This is a genomic window from Enterobacter cloacae complex sp. P12RS (genome assembly GCF_014895875.1).
In the GTDB taxonomy this organism is placed as follows: Bacteria; Pseudomonadota; Gammaproteobacteria; order Enterobacterales; family Enterobacteriaceae; genus Enterobacter; species Enterobacter bugandensis.
In genome coordinates this window covers 287,137-309,147 of record NZ_JADBQO010000007.1, presented here as the reverse complement: position 1 = coordinate 309,147, position 22,011 = coordinate 287,137, and the positions used below count along the sequence as shown (strand labels likewise).

Below are 22,011 nucleotides of genomic sequence, written 5' to 3'. Positions count from 1 at the left end.
CGCAAAAAAAAACCGCCCTCATAGTGAGTGCGGTTTTTTATTATCTGCGATATCCCTACGCAGGCAGAACCTCTCTTTCCTCTTTGCCGCGCGTCACGAACTTACGCAGCGTCACGTAAAAGACCGGCGTCAGGAACAGACCAAACAGCGTCACGCCCAGCATCCCGGAGAAGACCGTAATCCCGGTGACGCCGCGCACTTCTGCGCCCGCGCCGTGGCCGAGGATCAGCGGAATGGTCCCGGCGATAAAGGCGATGGAGGTCATCACAATCGGACGTAAACGCAGGCGGCACGCTTCCAGCGCTGCTTCCATGATGCCTTTCCCCTGAATTTCCAGCTCGCGGGCAAACTCCACGATAAGAATCGCGTTTTTACAGGCCAGCCCCATCAGCACCACCAGCCCCACCTGCACGAAGACGTTGTTATCGCCCCCGGTCAGCCAGACGCCAAACAGCGCGGAAAGCATGGTCATCGGAACGATGAGGATCACCGCCAGCGGCAGCGTCCAGCTTTCATACAGCGCCGCCAGCACCAGGAACGCCAGCAGTACCGCGACCGGGAAGACGATCAGCGCCGTATTGCCCTGCGTGGCCTGCTGGAAGCTCAGATCCGTCCATTCAATGTTCATTCCGTTCGGCAGGATCTGCTTAGACATCGCGTCCAGCTGCGTCATCGCCTGCGCGGACGAGAGCACGCGGGGGTCGGCATCGCCAATCAGATCCGCCGCCGGGTAGCCATTGTAGCGGATAACCGGATCCGGTCCGTAGGTGGTCGTGATTTTCACCATACTGCCAATCGGCACCATTTCGCCCTGGCTATTCCGTGTGCGTAAATTCGCAATATCTTCCACGCTGTCGCGGAACTGCCCGTCTGCCTGCGCCATCACGCGCCAGGTGCGCCCGAACTGGTTGAAGTCGTTCACGTACGACGAGCCCAGATAGGTTTGCAGCGTACCGAACAGATCGGTCAGCGACACGCCCTGCGCTTTCGCCTTATCGCGGTCAACCTGCACGTCGAGCTGCGGAACGTTAGCCTGATAGGTTGAGATCGGGAAGTGCATTCCCGGCGTCTGCATAATCGCACCGGACATGGTGTTCACCGCGTTTTGCAGCGCGCCATAGCCCAGACCCGCGCGATCCTGAATATACAGCGAGTAGCCAGACCCCTGACCCAGCCCCAGAATCGGCGGCGGCAGAATGGAGAAACCAAAGCCCTGCTGGATTTGCGCGATTTTCGCGTTGATCTCCGCGTTAATTTCCGCCGCAGAGTGCTTGCGCTGGTCAAACGGCTTCAGGCCAAAAAACACCGTCCCGGTATTCGGCGTGTTGGTAAACTGCAGCGCGTTCAGCCCCGGGAAAGCTACCGCGTAGTCCACGCCTTCGGTATTCATGCCGATTTCGCTCATTTTGCGGATCACCGCGTCGGTGCGAGCCAGCGACGAGCCTTCCGGCATCTTCACGCCGCCAATCAGGTAGAGCTTATCCTGTGTCGGAATAAACCCGCCGGGTACCGCTTTAAACATGACGCCCGCGGCACACAGCAGCAGCAGATACACCACAAACACCGCGCCGCGTCGGCCAAGCGTTTTGCCCACCAGCCCCTGATAGCCGTTAGAGCTACGATGGAAAAAGCGGTTAAACGGACGGAAAATCCAGCCGAACAGGCGATCGATAAGCCGGGTCGGGAAGTCTTTCGGCGCGCCGTGCGGTTTTAACAACAGCGCGGCCAGCGCCGGAGAGAGCGTTAGCGAGTTGATGGCGGAGATCACCGTCGAAATCGCTATCGTCACCGCAAACTGCTTGTAGAACTGACCGGTTACGCCGGAGAGGAACGCCATCGGCACGAACACCGCGCACAGCACAAGCGCAATTGCGATAATGGGCCCGGAAACTTCACGCATCGCCTGATGCGCCGCCGCAAGCGGCGCAAGCCCCTCTTCAATGTTTCGCTCGACGTTTTCCACCACCACGATGGCATCGTCCACCACGATACCAATCGCCAGCACCAGCCCGAATAAACTCAGGGTGTTAAGCGAAAAGCCCAGCAGATAGAGAATGCTGAACGTCCCCACCACCGACACCGGCACCGCGATCAGCGGAATGATCGACGCGCGCCAGGTTTGCAGGAACAGGATCACCACCAGTACAACCAGCACCACCGCTTCCAGCAGGGTTTGCACCACCGCACGGATGGAGTCGCGCACGAAAACCGTCGGATCGTAAGGTGCCGCCCACTTCATATCTTCCGGGAAACGGGTGGACAGCTCGTCCATTTTGGCGCGCACCGCGTTAGACAAATCAATGGCGTTCGCCCCCGGTGACTGGAAGATACCAATCCCGACCGCGTCTTTATTGTTAAGCTGGGAACGCAGCGCATAGCTGCCGGAACCCATTTCGATACGCGCCACGTCGCGCAGTCGGACGACCGAACCGTCCTCCGACGTTTTCAGGACAATGTTGCCAAACTCTTCTTCGGTATGCAGACGACCCTGGGCGTTAATGGAGATCAGGAAATCGCTCTCTTTCGGCAGCGGCTCGGCGCCAAGCTGCCCGGCAGAGACCTGCACGTTCTGCTCTTGCATTGCCGTGACCACGTCCGAGGCGGTCAGCCCGCGGGCTGCGACCTTGTTCGGATCCAGCCAGATGCGCATCGCGTATTCACCGGAGCCGAAAATCTGAATCTGGCCGACGCCGGGCAGACGCGCCAGCTCGTCCTTCACCTTCAGCGTGGCGTAGTTGCGCATATACAGTGAATCGTACTTGCCGTTGGGCGAGAACAGATGCACCACCAGCGTCAGCGTTGGCGACTGCTTCTGCGTCGTGATGCCCAGGCGCCGCACGTCTTCCGGCAGACGCGCCTCGGCCTGCGCGACGCGGTTTTGCACCTGCACCTGCGCCTGATCCGGATCGGTACCCGGACGGAACGTGACGGTAGTAACCAGCACGCCGTCCGAGCCGGCAACGGATTTCATGTACATCATGTTCTCGACGCCGTTGATCGCCTCTTCCAGCGGCGTCGCCACGGTCTCGGCAATCACTTTCGGGTTGGCGCCCGGATACTCCGCGCGCACCTGTACGCTTGGCGGTACGACGTCAGGATATTCACTCACCGGTAGAAGCGGGATGGCGATTAATCCTGTGATAAAAATCAGAATCGACAGTACGGCAGCGAAAATCGGCCTGTCGATGAAAAAGCGGGAAAAGTCCATGGGAAGGATTCTCAGGTCAAGTGATCAGTTGAGGGCGGTGCTGGCGGTCATGGCGACGGTTTTCGCGTTCACCGGCATACCCGGCATGAACACTTTCTGTAGACCGTCAACGATGACCTTATCGCCAGGTTTCAGCCCCTGCTGCACGATGCGTAAACCGTCGGCCAGACGCCCCGGCGTAATATCGCGACGCTGCGCTTTACCCTCTTTATCCACGATATAGACATACTTGCGATCCTGGTCAGTCAGTACCGCTTTGTCGTCAATAAGCATGGCCTGGAATTCCGCGCTGCCCGGCAGGCGCACGCGGGCAAAGAGTCCCGGCGTGAACTGACGCTGCGCGTTATCCAGCAGCGCGCGCATGCGGATCGTACCGGTACTCGGCGTGAGCTGATTATCAAGGAAATCCACTTTACCCTGATGGGGGTAGCCCTCCTCGCCGGCAAGGCCGATCTCAACCGGTAGCGCCGTATGGTGGCTGGACGCCCCCTGCCCGTTGCGGGCGAGATTTTGATAGTGAAGATAGGTTGACTCATCCACGTCGAAGTAGACGTAAACCGTCTTCTGCGAGACCAGGGTGGTGAGCACGCTGGCGCTGTCGCCCGCGGAGACCAGATTGCCGCTGGTGATTAACGCCCGGCTGGCGCGGCCATCAATAGGAGCCGTCACTTTGGTGAAGTCGAGATTCAGCTGCGCGGCGTCTACCGCAGCCTGGGCCGCGCGAATATCGGCCTGCGCCTGAATGGCGGCCGAACGGCGCTGCTCCCACTCTTCACGGGATACCAGGTTGGTATTGATGAGTTTATCGGTACGGTTAGCCTCGCTTCGCGCCAGGCTGGCCTGCGTTTTGGCTCTCTCCAGCGTCGCCTGCGCCTGCTCCAGCGCGGCGCGATAGGTTCGGTCATCAATCGTGAACAGCACCTCGCCCTTTTTCACCTCCTGGCCGTCGGTGAAATTCACTTTGTCGATGTAGCCAGAGACACGGGGACGAAGCTGCACGCTTTCCACGGCTTCAATCCGTCCGTTAAAGCTATCCCACTGGCTAATGGATTTCACAACCACGTCTGCAGCATTAACGGCGGGCGCGGGCGGCGCGGCGTTTTGCGCGACGCTGTCATCACATCCGACGAGCAGCACGGAGAGCAGCATCGCTCCCAGCGCATTCAGATGATAGTTTCCCCAGGTTTTTTGCAGGCTCATTATTTTTATTCCGGTAATTGTAGCCGCCGGGCAAGACGCAGCGGGAGGCGCCGCGCCACTTCCTTTGTCCGGGCTGGCTTAAGGCCATTTGTGTCGTTCATCGCCACAAAACTGTAACAGTTTCGAATACACTATCGCGGCGATTGTAGGAATGCGCCTAACTAAGTGCAAGAATAATTGTTGCACTTTATGTGCTATTTGAGGCGGCGATAAAAGGCCCGTTTCGGGCAAGGATTTAAATGCAACAATAAAACTTGCAATTATCGTGAAACCAGGCCACCTTAAAATGCAACAGATAAAGATACCTTTCTATCGCTGCGTGGGGGAAACCTGATGAACACTGGCGCATTTATGCATGATTTACTCGACTGGATTGATAACAACCTCGACAGTCGCCTGGACATTGAGACCGTCTCCAGGCGCTCCGGCTACTCGAAATGGCACCTCCAGCGCCTGTTTAAAGAGCATACGGGCTATCCCCTCGCCGGCTATATTCGCGCGCAAAAGCTGCAAAAATCAGTTGAGCGCTTAGCCCACAGCGATGAGCCCATCCTGAACGTGGCAATCGCGCTCGGGTTTGACTCTCAGCAGTCGTTCAACCGCAGCTTTAAGCGCCAATTCGGTCAGGCACCTGGCGCATGGCGACGCAGTATCGGCGGCCGTGAAACGCAACCGATGCACCAGTAGCTCACTTTTTACTGCAACATCATCCCGAAGCTGTTATACTGTATATAAATACAGTATGAGAGGTGCGTGATGGCTGTTGAAATAAAATATGTTGTCGTAAGAAAAGGTGAAGAGAAAATGACATTTGCCAGTAAGAAAGAGGCTGACGCTCACGACAAGCTGCTCGATATGGCAGACGCGTTCACCGACTGGCTGTTGCAAAGCGGAATGCAGATGGATGAAACGCAGGCTGAAAATCTTGGTCTGTATCTCGCCGAGCAGAAAGAGACCGTGCAGCATATTCTGCGCACCAGCAAGCTCCCTGCTCTCGATGCCCCTGCGGCTGACAGTAAAAAAATCAGAGCGGTAAAAGCTGCCTGATTGCCACATCGTCACCGAGCCTGACGCCGCAAGCAGCATGCTGCTTGCGGCTTTTTTATTAACGTCACGCGCCGGATTGCGGCAAGGCATCAATCATCTCTTGTAGTTCATTGTACAGTCTTGCCACATGGAAACCATCGCACACGGAATGATGAACCTGAACGGCAAGGGGCAATAATACTTTGCCATCTTGTTCATAGTATTTTCCAAGCGTAAACATAGGGGCAAAAAAGTTCTTCATGTGCGCAACGTTGACGTTAAAGCTGGTAAAACTCACCCAGGGGATACCCGATATGAAAAAAATATTTTCCCGGGATTCGTCCTTAGGCCAATAAGCAAAATTATTACCGTAGCGCGCAATGTCTTCAGCGTAGGTCTTCTGGAAGTGCTGAATATTGCCATCATAATGGCTCCATAATGATGAAAAGGTCTCTGTTTCATTATGGAAAATGGTATAGTTTGGATGAACTTCGTTCCATATAATAAGCTCATTGTCTTTCATGGCCATACGGAACTCAGGATGACTGTTGACGATCTTAGAAATGAGAAAAATAATAGTCGGGTAAAATTTCCAGCCGACCGCTTTGATATGTTTTAACAACGCAGTAATATCGATTAAAACCGTCTGGTTAAACGTCGACTGAGCGAACCCCTGAAAAATCTCAAAATGTTCCTTCCTTGCCCAACGAGATAAGTCAACGGACGTATATTCAGGGGTTATTTTTTCCATTTCTAAGCCTTTAATGAGCAAGCATATCTCTGAGGTTAGCCTAAATTTTTTCCAGGCATTAAGCAAGCAGGCGCCTCTGGAGAAAACGGCGCGGAATAACCGCCATTACGCACCCTGAAGACGTAACGTTTCCGCTTAAAACGCGCTGACCTGCCCGTACAAAGCACTCCTCACTCAATATTATCCCTCCCTCTTCGCGCAAAGGGTGTATTGTTTTTAAATGATTAATCCCCCTGAAGAGAAACAGCGTCATGATTAACATCCTTGGTAAAACCACCTCCATCAACGTTCGTAAAGTGCTCTGGACCTGTGAAGAAGCGGGCATACCTTACCTGCAGGAAGACTACGGCAGCGGTTTTGCCTCAACAGAAACGGATGACTTCCGCGCGCTGAACCCCAACGCCATGGTGCCGGTGCTGATGGATGACGATTTCGTGCTGTGGGAGTCCAACGCCATCTGCCGCTATCTGGTGCGCAAGGCCGGACGTCACGATCTGCTGCCTGCAGAGCCGCAGGCCTGCGCCAACGTTGAGCGCTGGATGGACTGGCAGGCAACTGAATTCAATAACGCCTGGCGCTATGTCTTCCCGGCGCTGGGACGAAAAAACCCGGACTTTAACGACCCTGCGCGCATTGCGGCGGGAATAAAAGAGTGGAACCACTGCATCACCATTCTGGAAAACCAGCTGCAGCGCACCGGGGCCTTTGCGGCGGGCGAGACGTTTACCCTTGCGGACGTGGTGCTTGGGCTGTCGGTGAATCGCTGGAAGATGACGCCGTTTGACAAGCCCCACGTGCCGGCGATTGAGGCCTGGTATGAGCGCCTTAACCAGCGCCCCGCGTTTTTGCGTCACGGCAATAACGGCATGATATAAATTATTTACGCCCACACCTTGAGTAAGGATATTTTATTTAATTACTAAACCCTGATTGGCGTCAGAGGGAATAATAATTAAGCCATATCCTGGACAGCCCGTTGCACCGCTTTGCTAGCCTGACTATTCAGGCAAAGCTCAACCCGGAGGTATTCTTGCTGATTAGACTCAAGAAAGAACGAACGCATAAGGAGGATCGTCGGCTTGCCCTCTGGCTGGCGACCTCGGCAGGTTTGCTTAACGCCATCGCCCTTGGGGCATTTGGCTTTTTCCCCTCTCACATGACCGGCAATACCTCACAATTATCCAGCGAAGTCTCCTCCACCGATCTGAGCGATATGATTTTCTTTGGCTCGATTATTCTCTCTTTTGTCACCGGCGCCATCCTTGCCCGTCTTATTGTACTCTGGGGCATTATCCACAATATCAGGCTGGTTTTTTGCCAAATCCTTTTTGTCGAGGGGGTACTATTGACCGGCATCTCTCTCTACGAGATGTATTTCCACGCCCTCACGAGCAACCGCGAGATTATTATTTTTCTGTGCGGCCTGATGGGCATTCATAATTCAACCTCCACGCAGCTCTCCGGAGGGCGGGTGAGATCGACGCACATTACCGGCACGCTAACGGATGCAGGCATATCGCTGGCCTCCGTGCTGGTGGCGATGCTTCGCAGGGATTACTCGAAGGATACCGCGGCACAAAAAAGTCAGCTGAAAACTCACTTAACCACCATTTTCTCGTTTATGAGCGGAGGGATTGCTGGTCTGCTGCTGTTCAGATGGATTGGGTTTAACGCCATGCTGGCGCTTGGGCTGCTGCTCGCGATTGTTGCCATTTTTTCTATCATTAGCATCTCGGTTCGCGTTCGCCGGGTTCGTGCCTCTATCTAAATAACGAACGACTCTCGGCGTAAGGGCGCCCTTTGATATGTGACACTGTCACTATTGAAAATTCGCTTTAGGACTATTCTGCCCGGCACGCAACCAGCCCTTACGCCATAAGGCTTTAATTAAGGTTGTCACTAATTTCATAGGGTTACTGATTTCCCCCCTTCGCTGGAACCCTTCCCAAACGCTTGCTATAGGTCAATTACCCCTGCCGAAACATGGCATAACAACAGGCAACCGGTGGTTGCTATAACGCATGCGCACAGGGAGACACACCGCAATGCACCCATTACTCAAACGCTCGCTGCTATTTGTCGGCGCCATTCTCGTGGTCCTCGCCCTCCTCGTCTGGGGAATCGGGCTTGAGACAATCAAGGCGCGTCAGGTTGACCTGGTCTACCTCGGGCAACAGCACATGATTCTGGTTTTCTCGTCGATGTTTTTTGCCCTGCTGGTGGGCATTCCGGCCGGTATTCTGCTGAGCCGTCCGGCCGCGCGGGGCGTCGCCGAATACGTGATGCAAATCTTTAATGTCGGCAACACCCTGCCGCCGCTGGCCGTGCTGGCGCTGGCGATGGTGGTGATTGGTATCGGCGATACGCCCGCCATCATCGCCCTGTTCCTCGCCTCGCTGCTGCCGATTGTGCGCAATACCTACGCCGGGCTGTGCTCGGTCCCGTCGTCGCTGCTGGAAGCGGCAAACGGGATTGGGATGACCAAATGGCAGCGCCTGTGCCAGGTTGAGCTGCCCAACGCCTGGCCGGTTATGCTCTCGGGGATCCGCATCGCCACCGCCATTAACGTCGGTACCGCGCCGCTGGCGTTTCTGATTGGCGCCAGCAGCTACGGCGAGCTGATTTTCCCGGGCATTTACCTGAACGATTTCCCAACCCTGATCCTCGGCGCGGCGGCCACCGCCCTGTTCGCCCTGATCCTCGACACCCTGCTGGCGGCGCTGGGTCGCGTGATGAGTCCCCATCTCGCTCGATAACAATAACAAGGAGCTTTTATGAGACTGATATCCAGCCTTGCGGCGCTGTGTGCCGCGGCGCTGTTCACCGGCCAGGCGATGGCAGCCCCGCTGATTCTGGCGACCAAGAGCTTTACCGAACAGCACATTCTCTCGGCGATGACCGTACAGTACCTGCAAAAGAAAGGTTTTCAGGTTCAGCCAAAAACCAATATCGCCACGGTGATCTCCCGCAACGCGATGATCAACAAGCAGATTGATATGACCTGGGAGTACACCGGCACGTCGCTGATCATCTTCAACCACATCAACAAGCGCATGTCGCCGCAGGAGTCCTGGGAGACGGTGAAGCGCCTGGATGCGAAGCACGGTCTGGTGTGGCTCAAACCCGCCGATATGAACAACACCTACGCTTTCGCCATGCAGCGCAAGCGCGCCGAAGCGGAGCATATCAACACCATGTCGGAGATGGTGGCGAAAATTGAACAGGTTCGCAAAACCAACCCGGACAAAAACTGGCTGCTGGGCTTAGACCTTGAATTTGCCGGGCGCAGCGACGGCATGAAGCCACTGCAGGAGGCCTATAAGATGGATCTGGACCGTCCGCAAATCCGCCAGATGGACCCGGGTCTGGTCTATAACGCCGTGCGCGACGGCTTCGTCGACGCCGGGCTGGTTTATACCACCGACGGGCGCGTGAAGGGCTTTGATCTCAAAGTGCTGGAAGATGATAAAGGCTTCTTCCCGAGCTACGCGGTCACCCCGGTGGTGCGCAAGGACACCCTGGAGGCCAATCCCGGTCTGGAAGAGGCGCTTAATACCCTCTCGGCCCAGCTCAACAACGACGTTATCACCGAGCTGAACAAGAAGGTGGATATTGACCATCAGTCACCGCAGCAGGTCGCCCGCGATTTCCTGCGTAGCAAACAGCTGCTGTAGGAGGCGCTATGGATACCGTTCACTACATTCTGGACAACTGGGACTATCTGTTAACCCTCACGCTGCAGCATCTGTGGCTGGTGGCGCTGGCCGTGGGCTTAGCGATTATCATCGGCGTCCCGCTGGGCATTTTGATTGTGCGCCACAAGTGGCTGGCGACGCCGGTGCTGGGGATTGCCACCATCGTGTTGACCATCCCGTCCATTGCCCTGTTTGGCCTGATGATCCCGCTGTTTTCGCTGATCGGTCAGGGGATTGGCGCCCTGCCCGCAATCACGGCGGTGTTTCTCTACTCGCTGCTGCCGATCGTGCGTAACACCCACACGGCGCTCGACAGCCTGCCGCCGGGCCTGCGCGAAGCCGGACGCGGCATCGGCATGACGTTCTGGCAGCGTCTGCGCTGGGTGGAAATTCCGATGGCGCTGCCGGTGATTTTCGGCGGGATCCGCACCGCCGTGGTGATGAACATCGGCGTGATGGCGATTGCCGCCGTGATTGGCGCGGGCGGACTTGGCCTGCTGCTGCTTAACGGCATCGGCGGAAGCGATATTCGTATGTTGATTGCGGGCGCGCTGATGATCTGTCTTTTAGCGATTGTGCTCGACTGGCTGCTGCACCGTCTGCAGGTGGTTCTGACTCCAAAGGGGATTCGATAATGATAAAACTGGAAAACCTCACCAAACAATTTTCACAGAAGCACGGCCAGACCTTTAAGGCCGTCGATAACGTCAACCTGAACGTGCCAGAAGGGGAAATGTGCGTCCTGCTCGGCCCGTCTGGCTGCGGAAAGACCACCACCCTGAAGATGATTAACCGTCTCATAACACCCAGCAGCGGGACGATCCTGATCAACGGCGAAGACACCAACGGGATGGACACCGTGACCCTGCGCCGCAACATCGGCTATGTGATCCAGCAGATTGGCCTGTTTCCGAACATGACCATTGAAGAGAACATCACCGTCGTGCCGCGCATGCTGGGCTGGGATAAAGCGCGCTGCAAAGCCCGCGCCGAAGAGCTGATGGATATGGTGGCAATGGATCCGCACAAGTTCCTCCACCGTTATCCGCGCGAGATGTCCGGCGGCCAGCAGCAGCGTATTGGCGTTATTCGCGCCCTGGCGGCGGATCCTCCGGTACTGCTGATGGATGAACCGTTCGGCGCGGTGGACCCGATCAACCGTGAGGTGATCCAGAACCAGTTCCTCGAGATGCAGCGCAAGCTGAAAAAAACCGTCATGCTGGTGAGCCACGATATCGACGAAGCCCTGAAGCTCGGGGACCGCATCGCGGTCTTCCGTCAGGGGAAAATCGTCCAGTGTGCCAGCCCGGACGAGCTGCTGGCGAAACCGGCGAACGAGTTTGTCGGCTCGTTTGTCGGTCAGGACCGCACGCTGAAGCGTCTGCTGCTGGTCTCCGCCGGCGACGTCACCGACCAGCAGCCGACCATTACCGTACGGGGTTCGACTCCGCTCCCGGAAGCCTTTGCAACCATGGACGATAACGATATTCGCGCGATTACCGTGGTTGACGAGCACGGCAAGCCGCTGGGCTTTGTGAAGCGTCGCGAAGCGCGTAACGCCAGCGGGACCTGCGCCGACATCCTGCATCCGTTCCGCATGACCGGCAAAGCCGAAGACAACCTGCGCGTGGTGCTGTCACGCCTGTATGAGAGCAACACCAGCTGGATGCCGATCGTGGATGAGGACGGGCGCTACAACGGCGAGATTTCGCAGGATTATATTGCCGAATACCTGAGCTCAGGGCGTACGCGCCGGGCGCTGAATATTCATAGTGAGAGCTGAGAATTATATTTTTGAATCCATGCGCGAGACAGGTTCGGCTAGAGCTGTGTAGGGAGTTCATTCGTGAAGCCTCATCCCTTTACGTCATCACGCTGAAGAGACAACGTAATTTCTTCCCGGCAATTTCAACCCACCAGCAACAATTCGCTGGTGGGTTGAAGAACCCGGCCCTCATATTTCTCCACCAGAAATTTGCAAGGTCACATCATCTGAATAAAACGTTTTACCTACCAATAATTCAAACTCGTGAACCTGGTTTTTTGTCAAGTTGTACACTCCAATTCCACACATAAATTCTTCTCGGTCTCTCGCATTTAATCCCAAAATATCTGCCATTACATGTGCTTTTTCAGATGGAATTTCTATCTCGAAAAGCAAGATTTCTGTTTCTTTACTATAAATATCAATAGCTTAGACAATCTTCTTTTTTCAACCTTTCTGGATTGGTCGGCAGGCTTCATCTACTCGCCTTTTAGCCGCAGCTGCGGCAGCCTGATAATCCACCTCCTCATCGTTACCCTTCCACAACTTACTGCCTCTTTAGTGTCAGTTTTATAAGTGATTATTTCATTGTCCACTAATTCTTTTTAGCTCCTGCCCAGATTACGGCTCAGTGCTTCTACATTTACGGTCATTCGTATAACCCCACATTACGATTCAATTCGTGAATTTTAACCTTTGCAGCTTCAATCTGACTTTCCGTCGCACCATGCTTTTTTAATGGTGGCTTTATTGCACGCGAGCACAAAAAGCCCCTCCCGGGGCTTGTGTTGCGCATTACCAGCGAAGCTCTGAGGTTGGCATGAAGGTTACAGACCTCACGCGATCCTCTAGGTCATAGTTAATCTGCATGCTCGTAGGAATATCGTGATCCTTTACCTCATAAAGGTCTGTCCAACCATAATCCTTATTCATCACAGTGTAAGGCGGCGCACTTCTTAGCGGCTCACCAAGAGTTTCATTAACCCATTTACGAGACATAGACGCCTGCAAGGGTGCTGGTAGTTCATTAGGAAATGTCCAACTGGACGCAGGTTCGTGCTGAATTCTGAGTGTGACAGATTTCAAAATCCGCCCCTCTCGCCAAAAAGAAAGAAAAATCCCTTCCTGAGCCATTTCGAGGTTGAGGGTCGGTGTTCCAGAAGATCCCTTTGGAGGAGACTTATACGGAATTAAGTCCTTACCAAGCATATATTGATAAGACTTACCAAGACTATATATCAGCGCCTCAACGTCTATCGTCATTTGTAAAGCCCCGCTTCACTGTTAATTGTATGTATTTTCACCCTTGCTGCTTCGATCTGGATTTCGGTCGCTCCATGCTCTTTCAATGCCGGTTTTATGGCATCCAGATTGCGATCCACTGCTGCCCTGAGGTTCCTTGAGTCAAGATCAATATGTGTAGGCGTATTACGTCCACCATATGTCTCGCTTATTTTTTGATGAATATCTTTCGGGATCACGATGGCTGCAACTTTATCAGTCAGTGCAAATATCTCGTCATCATCTAGCAACGGATAATTAGCTTTTAGATATGCATCAACTGCCGCTCTTGACGGCATGTGATCAGCCTCGTAAATCCCCTGTCGAGAACGGCGTTTGAAGTCACTGTATAACTCAACCTCCAGAAACTCCACCGGCGGTTTGCTCAGGTAAATATAAATCGGCGGCAGGTCGGGGAACGGCAGGATCAGAATGTAATCCGCGAAACGTTTTTCCTCCGGGGCCGGGCTGGTGGTCGCCGTTATGCTGGTGTTATCCGGCAGCGGGTCAACTATCACCGGGTTCGGCAACACCGGACGCGCCTGGTTGCCGGTATTCCAGGGTTTATTCTCGTCTGTCCGGTCAGGCGTCCACACAATGGTGATGCGCGGTTCTTCCTCGGTGGTGAACGTGTACGCCTGCGCGCTGTTGTCGTACTCCATTTTTCTGACGCGAACACTGTCCCGGCCGGGTGGTGTGTGCCAGCCACACGGAACCGGGTTCCCCCTGCTGTCGTTCTCCCACGTATAGCGCACCCGGCTCGGGGCTTCACGCATCTGCTCCAGGCGCATACGGTCGATAAAATCCTGTTCGCCGTCGTTCAGCCTGCCGGGCATCATTCCCACCAGCAGCCCGGCCACGGATGCACACGCTCCGGCGGCGGCTGTCTCACCCAGCCCGGCGGCACCACGTACCGCCCAGGTGCCGTATGTCAGCGCCCTGCCGCTTATCAGCTCCAGCAGGCTTGCGCCTGCCGTGGCCGTCTGTGCACGTGAAGCTGCAGCTGCGGCAGCAACGGCGGCCTGATAATCCATCGCCTCATGGTTACCGTTCCACCAGCGATAAAGGGCGCTGCGCTTCTTCGGTTTGGGGATATCCTCTGGCTTTTTCTTTTTTGCGGTCCGGGCGTGCTGCGGGGTGTCTGAATCGGTTGCAGGGTCGCTGGCGGGCATGGCCTGAAAAAAAGCCATATCAGCAAAATTGGTGTGAGGCTCGCGCTGGTCACCGGCATCATTACACCCCTCACCGCGCAGGCAGGATTTTGCGAATACCCGGTTACGCTCCCTTTCTTCCTCTCTGCGTTTTTCTTCGGCTTGCTTTTCTGCAACCAGCCTGGCAGCGTGTTCTTCCCTGGCAACCTCAACCGGGTCCCGTCCCCGTCCCAGCCACTGACCTGCCGGAGCAATCACCCGGTTCGAACCCGGCGGGCAATCACAGTGTACTTTTGAACCGTGAACGGCTGCGGGCACCCCGTGAAATGTCACGCGTTCTTCACCTGATACAATGACGCCCTGTTTCCCGCATTTGGGGCAGGGAGTGGTTTTATCACCTACCCGGAGTATCCTGCGCCCAAATTCGGTGCTGTCCGTTATAGACGCAATACACCTGGCACCGGTAGTCGTTTTATCATTCTCAAGCGCCTGCCCCCGACCATAATTATCGGTACGGTAACCCATGCATTACGCTCCGGTAATTAGTGAGTTCGTTACTCATAAAGAATTTCCTTTTCCTTCCTGTAAATAAAAAAGCAATTTTACTATGAAGACGAGTTCACCAGATTTATTCAGCACTTCTGGTTAATATTTAATAATCAAATAAATGACAAAGAAAAATAAATAATATATATAGAACACCCTATAAAAGCTCATTTGCATACTGGTTGAGTTCCAACCACAATAGGACATCATCCCCGTTTACTCGCGACCCATGCAACGTCTTCATACGTACCCCGACATCCGTGCGATGTTTCGCCGACTCCTGATTGCCACCGTCACCGGCGTGCTGGCCGCGCTGGCCGTTGCGGTGTTCCGCCACAGCATGTACCTGCTGGAGTGGCTGCTTCTGAGCAATGACAGCGGCAGCCTGGTGAATGCCGCCGCGTCGCTCTCCCCCTGGAGGCGCGCGCTGACACCCGCGCTGGGCGGGCTGGCTGCCGGGCTGTTGCTCTGGGGATGGCAGCGCCTGACCGCCCAGCGGCCTCATGCCCCCACCGATTATATGGAAGCGCTGGAGACCGGCGACGGTCAGTTTGATTACGGCGCGAGCCTCGTTAAATCTCTTGCTTCGCTGCTGGTCGTTGCCAGCGGAAGCGCCATCGGCCGCGAAGGGGCCATGATCCTGCTTGCCGCCCTCGCCGCCTCCTTTTTTGCCCGGCGCTTTACGCCCAAATCGGAATGGAAGCTTTGGATCGCCTGTGGCGCCGCCGCCGGGATGGCCAGCGCCTACCATGCTCCGTTAGCCGGAAGCCTGTTCATTGCAGAGATTCTGTTTGGCACGCTGATGCTGGCCTCGCTCGGCCCCGTGGTGATTGCGGCGGTGGTGGCGCTTCTTACGACACAACTCCTTGCGCCGGGTGCCGGTACGCTCTACGAGGTCCATCTGAGCGGCATTCTCACCGCGGCAGATTATGCCCTGCTGGTCGCGATGGGGCTGCTGGCAGGTCTCTGCGGACCGCTGCTGATGTGGCTGATGGCGTTCAGCCACGGGCTGTTCCTGCGCCTCAAACTTTCGCCGCCGTCGCAATTAGCGCTCGGCGGCTTGATTGTCGGGCTGCTTTCACTTTTGACGCCGAAGGTTTGGGGAAACGGCTACAGCGTGGTTCAGGCTTTTCTGCTCGCCCCGCCGCTGCTGTCGGTGATTGCCGGCGTGTTCATCTGTAAATTGCTGGCGGTGCTGGCAAGCAGCGGTTCGGGTGCGCCGGGCGGGGTATTTACGCCTACGCTGTTTGTCGGTATGGCTACGGGGATGCTGTTCGCGCAGCTTTTCGCGCTGTGGCTGCCGGGTTCTGAGACGGCCATGTTGCTGGGGCTGACCGGGATGGCAACGCTGCTCGCTGCGACCACGCATGCGCCGATTATGTCGGCGCTGATGGTCTGTGAAATGACCGGGCAGTATTTTTTACTGCCCGGTTTACTGGTCGCCTGCGTGATAGCGTCCGTACTGTCGCGGACGTTACGCCACGACTCGATCTACGGTCAACACGCCACCGAGGGCAGAGAGATCGATGTACTGCGCTAGCTCGCGCTGCTCGGCGCGAGGCAGATAAGGCAGCTCGCCCACCAGCGGGCCAGGCAGTTTGGTGCTCAGTACGTCGATGATCTCCGCGTAGTGCGCGAGGCCTGGATTAATACGGTTTGCCACCCAGCCAGCCAGCGGCAGGCCGTCATTAGCAATCGCCTGCGCCGTCAGCAACGCGTGGTTGATACACCCTTCCTGGATCCCCACCACCATCACTACCGGCAGTTGCTCCTGCACGACCCATTCAGACAGCGGGCGTAAATCATTCATCAGGCTGCGCCAGCCGCCCGTTCCTTCGACGACTACGTGATCGACCTGCTCACTCAGGTTCGCCAGCCCGTCGGATAACAGGGAATAATTGATCGGGCCGCTGTGCGCCACGCTGCTTTCATCTTCGCTTAACGCAATGGGATTGACCGCGTGGTAAGGCAGTTCCAGCGACGAGACGCTTTGCAGCACCAGGGCGTCTTTATTTCGCAATCCCTCTGGCGTCTCTTTACTCCCTTTTGCGACCGGTTTGTACCCAGCGACGCGTTTACCGCTTGCTGTCAGAGCCTGCAGCAATGCGCGGGATACAACGGTCTTGCCGACAGAGGTATCTGTACCAGTAACAAAGAAACGCTTAAGCATGACTCACTCCACCTCTTGGGTATGCTTCGAAAATATCAACCAGGTAAATAATTCAGTGGAGGAAGTCTACGGGATGCGTGCGCTACCCGGCTTGAGATAGCGCAATTTTTCTTACATCTGCGGAAAAGAGTTAACCCTGTAACAGGCGGATAAGCAGCGAGCCGTTGTACATGGCATCTTTGACCAGCGCCGCGCCGGCCATTGTGCCCTGGTTGGAAAACTGGGTACTTTCTACCGCAATATTTCTGCTGTAGGCAGGAAGCGACTGCTGCTGAATACAGGCCGTAATCGCCGGAAAAAGGATCTCCGCCGCCTGGCTGAGCGGTGAGCCGATCAGGATTTTTTGCGGATTGAAGAGGTTCACCATAATCGCCAGAATGCGGCCTACGTTACTACCCACCCCGGTAATAATGTCCTTCGCCAGCAGATCCCCCTGACGCGCGGCGGAGCAAAGGGAATCCACCGTTAAGGGTTGGCCGTGAAGCGAGGAGCTCATGGACTGACTGAGCCTCACCTGCGCCAGTTCTAGCACGCTTTCCACGCTGGCGATCGTCTCCAGACAGCCATGGTTCCCGCAGTAGCAGCGTTTACCGTACGGGTCGACCTGGGTATGACCAATTTCCACCAGGCTGCTGCTCCCGGCGTGGAGAAGCCGTCCGTCGGTGATCACCCCCGCCCCGACGTTATGGTCGATAACCACCTGAATGACATCCCGCGCACCGCGCGACGCGCCGAACAGCGCTTCCGCCATCGTCCAGGCGCTAATGTCGTGCTGAATATAGACCGGCACGCCGGTATGGTTTTCCAGCACTTCGCCCAGCGGCATCTCTTTAACATCGTCGTAAAACGGCATGCGGTGAACAATACCATTTTCGGTATCAATAATGCCGGGCATGGTGATGGCAATCGCCGTTAAGCGTTCAAGCCGCTGCTGATGGCGAATAAAGAAGCGATCGATATGGGAGACAATCGCATCGAGAAGCGGTTCCTCGGCGTTGAGCGGCAGCTCAAGCCGGTCTTCCACCACCAGCTTGCTGCTCAGATCGCGCAGCGCAAGGAAGATCTCTCCGCGGCTGATGCGCAGCGAGAGGTAGTGCCAGGCTTCCGTCTCGACCACCAGGCCGACCGCCGGACGACCACGGCTGCCCGGCTCCTGAATTTCCGTCTCCTGGACCAGGTGCGCTTCCAGCATTTCGCGGACAATTTTGGTGATACTGGCAGGTGCCAGCTGTGCCAGGCGCGACAGATCGATACGCGAAACCGGACCAAGCTGATCAATCAGGCGATACACCGCGCCAGCGTTGGTCTGCTTAATCTGATCAATATGCCCTGGCTGACTATCAGCAACCACCTCGTACTCCCTTATTTTCGAGCTTCGAAATAAACTGTTGGCTATGGTGAAGCACTTCCATGGGTGTCGTCAAATATTTACTTAGCCTTGTGATTTACCGCACATTTTTACCCGTTTTCCAGGGAAATATCAGACCGCGGAAGCCTGGATTAACCGCTGTTTGAAGCGCTGGGCAGCATGACTCTGTTCGCGATGTTTTGACCACACCAGCCACATCTCCGAAACGGCATCCTCCTCGGCGATAGCAACCCAGCGCATCTCGCGCAGCTGTACCCGCTTAAAGGAGGCCGGGAGTATCGACACGCCCAGCCCGGCGGCGACCAGGCCGATAATGGTCATCGCCTCTCCCACTTCCTGGGTAATGATCGGCGCCAGATCGTAGCGGCGCATCAGCCCCAGAATATCGTCATACAGGCCCGTCCCGACCTGCGGGTCAAAAAAGACAAACGGCTCTTTTGCCAGCTCCGCCAGCGAAACCGCCGGACGCGACGCCAGCGGGTGATCGTTCGGGATCATGGCCATCAGCGGTTCGCGCAGGATAACCTCCCACGCCAGCGTGTCCGGCAGTTGGGTATTACGCATAAGCCCCAGATCGAGCGCACCTTCGTTAAGCGGCGCAATCTGCTCGCGGGTATTAATTTCGCGAGTCTGAATATGCACGTCCGGAAAATGACGGCGGAAGGACGAAAGCGTCTGCGAGACGGCGCTGATAAACGGCGCGGACGAGGTAAACCCGATCCGCAGCTCTCCGGCTTCCCCAAGATAGAGCCGTTCCGCCCGGGCTGCGGCGTCGTCGACCATGCTCAGAATTTGTCGGCTGTCGATAAGAAACTGCTTACCCGCTGCCGTCAGGCTCACGCTGCGGTTGGTGCGGGCCAGAAGACGCGCCCCGACCTGCTGTTCGAGGATTTGAATCTGCTGGCTTAAAGGCGGCTGAGAAATGTTCAGCCGTGCCGCCGCGCGGCCGAAATGCAGTTCCTCAGCGACGGCGACAAAGTAGCGAAGATGACGCAGCTCGATATTCATATTTTTAAAGTATCATTTGAGATTATTAATATATTAGACAGAATATTTACATTTTCCTACCCTGAAGGTGTGGTCATACCCGTCACCAGAAATCACGGGGATGTTTAAGCAAGGAAACTGTGTGAGTCGTACATCTACCATTGATATCGAGCCGGCCAGAGATATTAATGATTTGCCTGTAGCATCGCAGCCGGTTCAGTTCATCAAACGTGGTACCCCCCAGTTTATGCGCGTCACGCTGGCGCTCTTTTCCGCCGGTCTGGCAACGTTTGCCCTGCTCTACTGCGTTCAGCCGATCCTGCCCGTTCTCTCCCATGAATTTGGCGTATCGCCTGCCAGCAGCAGCGTTTCGCTTTCCATTTCAACCGGGATGCTGGCAATTGGCCTGCTTTTTACCGGCCCGCTCTCCGACGCCATTGGCCGTAAACAGGTGATGGTAACCGCCCTGATGCTGGCCTCGGTCTGTACGTTACTCTCGACAATGATGACCAGCTGGCACGGCATTTTGATGATGCGCGCGCTGATCGGGCTCTCGCTCAGCGGCGTGGCGGCAGTCGGGATGACCTATCTCAGCGAGGAGATCCACCCGAGCTTCGTTGCCTTTTCGATGGGGCTGTACATCAGCGGGAACTCGATTGGCGGCATGAGCGGGCGTCTGCTGAGCGGGGTATTCACGGACTTCTTTAGCTGGCGCATTGCGCTGGCGGTGATCGGCTGTTTTGCGCTGGCATCGGCCCTGATGTTCTGGAAAATCCTGCCAGAATCGCGCCATTTTCGCCCGACGTCTCTGCGCCCGAAAACGCTGTTTATCAACTTCCGCCTTCACTGGCGTGACAAAGGTTTACCGCGACTGTTTCTGATGGGATTCCTGCTGATGGGTTCCTTCGTGACGCTGTTTAACTATATTGGCTACCGGCTGATGCTCTCGCCGTGGCATCTGAATCAGGCTGTTGTGGGTTTGCTTTCCGTGGCCTATCTCACCGGTACGTGGAGTTCGCCGAAAGCCGGGGCGATGACGGCACGCTTTGGCCGCGGGCCGGTGATGCTGGTGTTTACCGCGGTGATGCTGCTCGGCCTGCTGCTGACGCTCTTCTCCTCTCTGTGGCTTATCTTTGCCGGGATGCTGCTCTTCTCCGCAGGGTTCTTCGCCGCTCACTCCGTCGCCAGCAGCTGGATTGGCCCGCGTGCGCGTCGCGCCAAAGGACAGGCATCGTCGCTGTATCTGTTTAGCTATTATCTGGGCTCAAGCATCGCGGGGACGCTGGGCGGCGTGTTCTGGCATAACTACGGCTGGAACGGCGTGGGCGGGTTTATCGCGCTGATGCTCTGTGCCGCACTGCTGGTGGGCGCAAGCCTTCATAAACGCCTGAGATAATCATCCTGCGGGCTGATGCCCTATCCAGATAAACGGCACCAGCTTACTGGTGCCGTTTCACGTTCAGGAATCCCAGGCCTGCTCTATCTTACCGGCTTTAAACTGTGGAGGCGGTTTTCGGAAGCGGCGCGTGAGCCAGGTCAGGTAAAGGACACCCAGTGCCGCCCAGATGAGGCCAAGCGTCAGGGACGTCGCTTCGAGGTTGATCCACAGCACGCCGACCGTTGCGGCACCAATGAGTGGCAGCAGGAAATAGTGGAGCCGATCTTTCCACGTTTTGTTCAGCCCCTTACGCCGCCAGAAATGGTTGTACACCGAGAGATTAACAAACGTAAACGCCACCAGCGCGCCAAAGTTGATCAGCGCCGTCGCGGTCACCAGATCAAAGTACAGGGCCGACAGCGCCACTATCCCTACCATAATGACGTTCAGGGCCGGAGTGCGCCACTTCGGATGCACGTAGCCAAACACCCGCTCCGGAAACACGTTGTCACGCCCCATCACATACAGTAAGCGAGAGACGCTGGCGTGCGAGGCCAGGCCTGAAGCGAGCGTATTCACAAACGTGGTACACAGAAACACCGACTGGAAGAGCTTGCCGCCCACGTACAGCGCGATTTCCGGCAGCGCGGCGTCCGGGTTCTTGAAGCGCGCGATCGTCGGGAAAAAGAGCTGCATGAAAAACGAGGCAACAATAAATATCAGCCCGCCATACAGTGCGGTCAGGAAAATCGCTTTGGGGATCACCCGCGCCGCGTTTGGCGTCTCTTCCGACAGCGTGGTGACCGCGTCAAAGCCGAGGAAAGAGAAGCAGACGATAGTCGCGCCGGTAATAATCGGAATCAGGTGCGCGTTCTCGCTGATAAACGGCTGGAGCGACCAGACGGTGCCAACCCCCTCCCCCTTGTGCAGTCCATGCACTACCAGTATGACAAAGACCACCATGATGGCGACCTGCACCAGCACAAACAGGGTGTTAAAGTTGGCGACCAGGTTAACGCTTTTCAGGTTCGCCAGCGTCAGGATCGTTACAAAACCCACCACCCAGACCCAGGGCGGGACTTCAGGGAACAACGCGGAAAGGTAGATCTTCGCCAGCAGCACGTTGATCATCGGCAGGAAGAGATAGTCCAGCAGCGATGACCAGCCGACCATAAAGCCTAAGTGGGGGCCGATCGATTTCTGAGTGTAGGTATACGCGGAGCCCGCTTCCGGGAACTGTCGCACCAGTTTGCCGTAGCTGATGGCGGTAAACATGACGCCCGCCAGCGCCAGGAGATACGAGGCGGGCACGTGGCCGTTGCTGATACCGGACACAATGCCGAAGGTATCAAACACGGTCATGGGAGTGAGGTAAGCCAGCCCCATCATGACCACCTGCCAGAGCTTGAGGGAACTGCGCAGCCGGGTTCTTCCGGCCATGCGCGGCGAGTCAAGAGAGGTGTTAGTCGCCATAAACCATCCCC

Annotated in this window: 20 protein-coding genes; 10 read left to right on the top strand and 10 right to left on the bottom strand. The window is 56.0% G+C overall.

The features are described from left to right. Window positions 1-55: 55 nt before the first annotated feature. Both oqxB and IM284_RS04445 read right to left on the bottom strand, forming a co-directional pair. Entirely contained in the window at window positions 56-3,208 is a 3,153-nt protein-coding gene (oqxB, locus tag IM284_RS04450; protein WP_045261448.1) for a multidrug efflux RND transporter permease subunit OqxB, read from the bottom strand. A gap of 24 nt (window positions 3,209-3,232) precedes the next feature. Next, window positions 3,233-4,408: an efflux RND transporter periplasmic adaptor subunit gene (locus tag IM284_RS04445; protein WP_047368457.1), complete on the bottom strand. Its 1,176-nt coding sequence runs from the start codon at window positions 4,406-4,408 to the stop codon at window positions 3,233-3,235. Window positions 4,409-4,741: 333 nt separating this feature from the next. Between IM284_RS04445 and IM284_RS04440 the strand changes: the two genes are divergently transcribed. After that, window positions 4,742-5,095, top strand: a complete 354-nt coding sequence (locus tag IM284_RS04440; protein WP_028012990.1) for a helix-turn-helix domain-containing protein — start codon at window positions 4,742-4,744, stop codon at window positions 5,093-5,095. Window positions 5,096-5,164: 69 nt separating this feature from the next. Continuing rightward, a complete protein-coding gene (locus IM284_RS04435; RefSeq protein ID WP_028012989.1) occupies window positions 5,165-5,455 on the top strand; it encodes a YebG family protein in 291 nt (96 codons plus the stop codon). 64 nt (window positions 5,456-5,519) lie between these two features. Here the strand turns inward: IM284_RS04435 and catA are convergent, their stop codons facing one another. Then, the gene (catA, locus tag IM284_RS04430; protein WP_047368456.1) at window positions 5,520-6,185 is read right to left on the bottom strand and encodes a type A chloramphenicol O-acetyltransferase; all 666 of its coding nucleotides are present in this window, start codon (window positions 6,183-6,185) and stop codon (window positions 5,520-5,522) included. 251 nt (window positions 6,186-6,436) lie between these two features. On the opposite strand from catA, the gene IM284_RS04425 reads away from it, so the two are divergent. The 6 genes from IM284_RS04425 to osmV all read left to right on the top strand — a co-directional run bounded on the left by IM284_RS04425 (window position 6,437) and on the right by osmV (window position 11,663). Then, window positions 6,437-7,060: a glutathione S-transferase family protein gene (locus IM284_RS04425; RefSeq protein ID WP_041910232.1), complete on the top strand. Its 624-nt coding sequence runs from the start codon at window positions 6,437-6,439 to the stop codon at window positions 7,058-7,060. A 155-nt stretch (window positions 7,061-7,215) separates the two neighbouring features. Further along, complete coding sequence (locus IM284_RS04420; RefSeq protein ID WP_041912015.1) at window positions 7,216-7,953, top strand: YoaK family protein; 738 nt, start codon at window positions 7,216-7,218, stop codon at window positions 7,951-7,953. Window positions 7,954-8,230: 277 nt separating this feature from the next. Further along, complete coding sequence (gene osmY / locus IM284_RS04415; protein ID WP_028012985.1) at window positions 8,231-8,941, top strand: osmoprotectant ABC transporter permease OsmY; 711 nt, start codon at window positions 8,231-8,233, stop codon at window positions 8,939-8,941. 18 nt (window positions 8,942-8,959) lie between these two features. Continuing rightward, window positions 8,960-9,859 carry an osmoprotectant ABC transporter substrate-binding protein OsmX gene (gene osmX, locus IM284_RS04410; protein WP_041910236.1) on the top strand — a complete coding sequence of 300 codons (900 nt, stop codon included), beginning with the start codon at window positions 8,960-8,962 and terminating at the stop codon, window positions 9,857-9,859. An 8-nt stretch (window positions 9,860-9,867) separates the two neighbouring features. Beyond that, window positions 9,868-10,515: an osmoprotectant ABC transporter permease OsmW gene (gene osmW, locus IM284_RS04405; protein WP_028012983.1), complete on the top strand. Its 648-nt coding sequence runs from the start codon at window positions 9,868-9,870 to the stop codon at window positions 10,513-10,515. Continuing rightward, entirely contained in the window at window positions 10,515-11,663 is a 1,149-nt protein-coding gene (gene osmV, locus IM284_RS04400; RefSeq protein WP_047365325.1) for an osmoprotectant ABC transporter ATP-binding protein OsmV, read from the top strand. The genes osmW and osmV overlap by 1 nt, the downstream gene beginning before the upstream one ends. A gap of 171 nt (window positions 11,664-11,834) precedes the next feature. On the opposite strand, the gene IM284_RS04395 is transcribed toward osmV, so the two are convergent. The 3 genes from IM284_RS04395 to IM284_RS04385 form a co-directional block, all read right to left on the bottom strand. After that, entirely contained in the window at window positions 11,835-11,999 is a 165-nt protein-coding gene (locus IM284_RS04395) for a hypothetical protein (RefSeq protein ID WP_165587526.1), read from the bottom strand. 441 nt (window positions 12,000-12,440) lie between these two features. After that, window positions 12,441-12,908 carry a DUF6392 family protein gene (locus IM284_RS04390; RefSeq protein ID WP_047368455.1) on the bottom strand — a complete coding sequence of 156 codons (468 nt, stop codon included), beginning with the start codon at window positions 12,906-12,908 and terminating at the stop codon, window positions 12,441-12,443. Beyond that, window positions 12,905-14,602, bottom strand: coding sequence for an S-type pyocin domain-containing protein (locus IM284_RS04385; protein WP_047368454.1), 1,698 nt, complete (start codon window positions 14,600-14,602; stop codon window positions 12,905-12,907). Before IM284_RS04385 ends, IM284_RS04390 begins: the two co-directional genes overlap by 4 nt. Before the next feature lie 250 nt (window positions 14,603-14,852). Between IM284_RS04385 and clcB the strand changes: the two genes are divergently transcribed. Continuing rightward, window positions 14,853-16,163, top strand: a complete 1,311-nt coding sequence (gene clcB, locus IM284_RS04380; RefSeq protein ID WP_047368453.1) for a voltage-gated ClC-type chloride channel ClcB — start codon at window positions 14,853-14,855, stop codon at window positions 16,161-16,163. Here the strand turns inward: clcB and bioD are convergent. From bioD to IM284_RS04365, 3 genes are all read right to left on the bottom strand, one after another. After that, window positions 16,098-16,793, bottom strand: coding sequence for a dethiobiotin synthase (gene bioD / locus IM284_RS04375; RefSeq protein ID WP_028012980.1), 696 nt, complete (start codon window positions 16,791-16,793; stop codon window positions 16,098-16,100). The genes clcB and bioD overlap by 66 nt on opposite strands. Before the next feature lie 130 nt (window positions 16,794-16,923). After that, entirely contained in the window at window positions 16,924-18,144 is a 1,221-nt protein-coding gene (gene mlc / locus IM284_RS04370) for a sugar metabolism global transcriptional regulator Mlc (RefSeq protein ID WP_047368452.1), read from the bottom strand. Window positions 18,145-18,273: 129 nt separating this feature from the next. Next, window positions 18,274-19,170 (bottom strand): LysR family transcriptional regulator, encoded by an 897-nt coding sequence (locus tag IM284_RS04365; protein ID WP_047368451.1) that lies wholly within the window; start codon window positions 19,168-19,170, stop codon window positions 18,274-18,276. A 121-nt stretch (window positions 19,171-19,291) separates the two neighbouring features. Between IM284_RS04365 and IM284_RS04360 the strand changes: the two genes are divergently transcribed. Then, the gene (locus IM284_RS04360) at window positions 19,292-20,545 is read left to right on the top strand and encodes an MFS transporter (protein WP_028012977.1); all 1,254 of its coding nucleotides are present in this window, start codon (window positions 19,292-19,294) and stop codon (window positions 20,543-20,545) included. A 63-nt stretch (window positions 20,546-20,608) separates the two neighbouring features. On the opposite strand, the gene IM284_RS04355 is transcribed toward IM284_RS04360, so the two are convergent. Continuing rightward, complete coding sequence (locus tag IM284_RS04355; RefSeq protein ID WP_193055734.1) at window positions 20,609-22,000, bottom strand: APC family permease; 1,392 nt, start codon at window positions 21,998-22,000, stop codon at window positions 20,609-20,611. Window positions 22,001-22,011: the final 11 nt, after the last annotated feature.

Bases quoted from the DNA above. Each gene is read 5' to 3' on its own strand.
- IM284_RS04395 (WP_165587526.1), bottom strand. From the start codon at position 11,999: ATGGCAGATATTTTGGGATTAAATGCGAGAGACCGAGAAGAATTTATG.
- IM284_RS04445 (WP_047368457.1), bottom strand. From the start codon at position 4,408: ATGAGCCTGCAAAAAACCTGGGGAAACTATCATCTGAATGCGCTGGGA.
- IM284_RS04425 (WP_041910232.1), top strand. From the start codon at position 6,437: ATGATTAACATCCTTGGTAAAACCACCTCCATCAACGTTCGTAAAGTG.
- catA (WP_047368456.1), bottom strand. From the start codon at position 6,185: ATGGAAAAAATAACCCCTGAATATACGTCCGTTGACTTATCTCGTTGG.
- IM284_RS04365 (WP_047368451.1), bottom strand. From the start codon at position 19,170: ATGAATATCGAGCTGCGTCATCTTCGCTACTTTGTCGCCGTCGCTGAG.
- osmW (WP_028012983.1), top strand. From the start codon at position 9,868: ATGGATACCGTTCACTACATTCTGGACAACTGGGACTATCTGTTAACC.
- IM284_RS04435 (WP_028012989.1), top strand. From the start codon at position 5,165: ATGGCTGTTGAAATAAAATATGTTGTCGTAAGAAAAGGTGAAGAGAAA.
- oqxB (WP_045261448.1), bottom strand. From the start codon at position 3,208: ATGGACTTTTCCCGCTTTTTCATCGACAGGCCGATTTTCGCTGCCGTA.
- clcB (WP_047368453.1), top strand. From the start codon at position 14,853: ATGCAACGTCTTCATACGTACCCCGACATCCGTGCGATGTTTCGCCGA.
- IM284_RS04355 (WP_193055734.1), bottom strand. From the start codon at position 22,000: ATGGCGACTAACACCTCTCTTGACTCGCCGCGCATGGCCGGAAGAACC.
- osmV (WP_047365325.1), top strand. From the start codon at position 10,515: ATGATAAAACTGGAAAACCTCACCAAACAATTTTCACAGAAGCACGGC.
- osmY (WP_028012985.1), top strand. From the start codon at position 8,231: ATGCACCCATTACTCAAACGCTCGCTGCTATTTGTCGGCGCCATTCTC.
- osmX (WP_041910236.1), top strand. From the start codon at position 8,960: ATGAGACTGATATCCAGCCTTGCGGCGCTGTGTGCCGCGGCGCTGTTC.
- IM284_RS04390 (WP_047368455.1), bottom strand. From the start codon at position 12,908: ATGACGATAGACGTTGAGGCGCTGATATATAGTCTTGGTAAGTCTTAT.
- IM284_RS04385 (WP_047368454.1), bottom strand. From the start codon at position 14,602: ATGGGTTACCGTACCGATAATTATGGTCGGGGGCAGGCGCTTGAGAAT.
- IM284_RS04440 (WP_028012990.1), top strand. From the start codon at position 4,742: ATGAACACTGGCGCATTTATGCATGATTTACTCGACTGGATTGATAAC.
- bioD (WP_028012980.1), bottom strand. From the start codon at position 16,793: ATGCTTAAGCGTTTCTTTGTTACTGGTACAGATACCTCTGTCGGCAAG.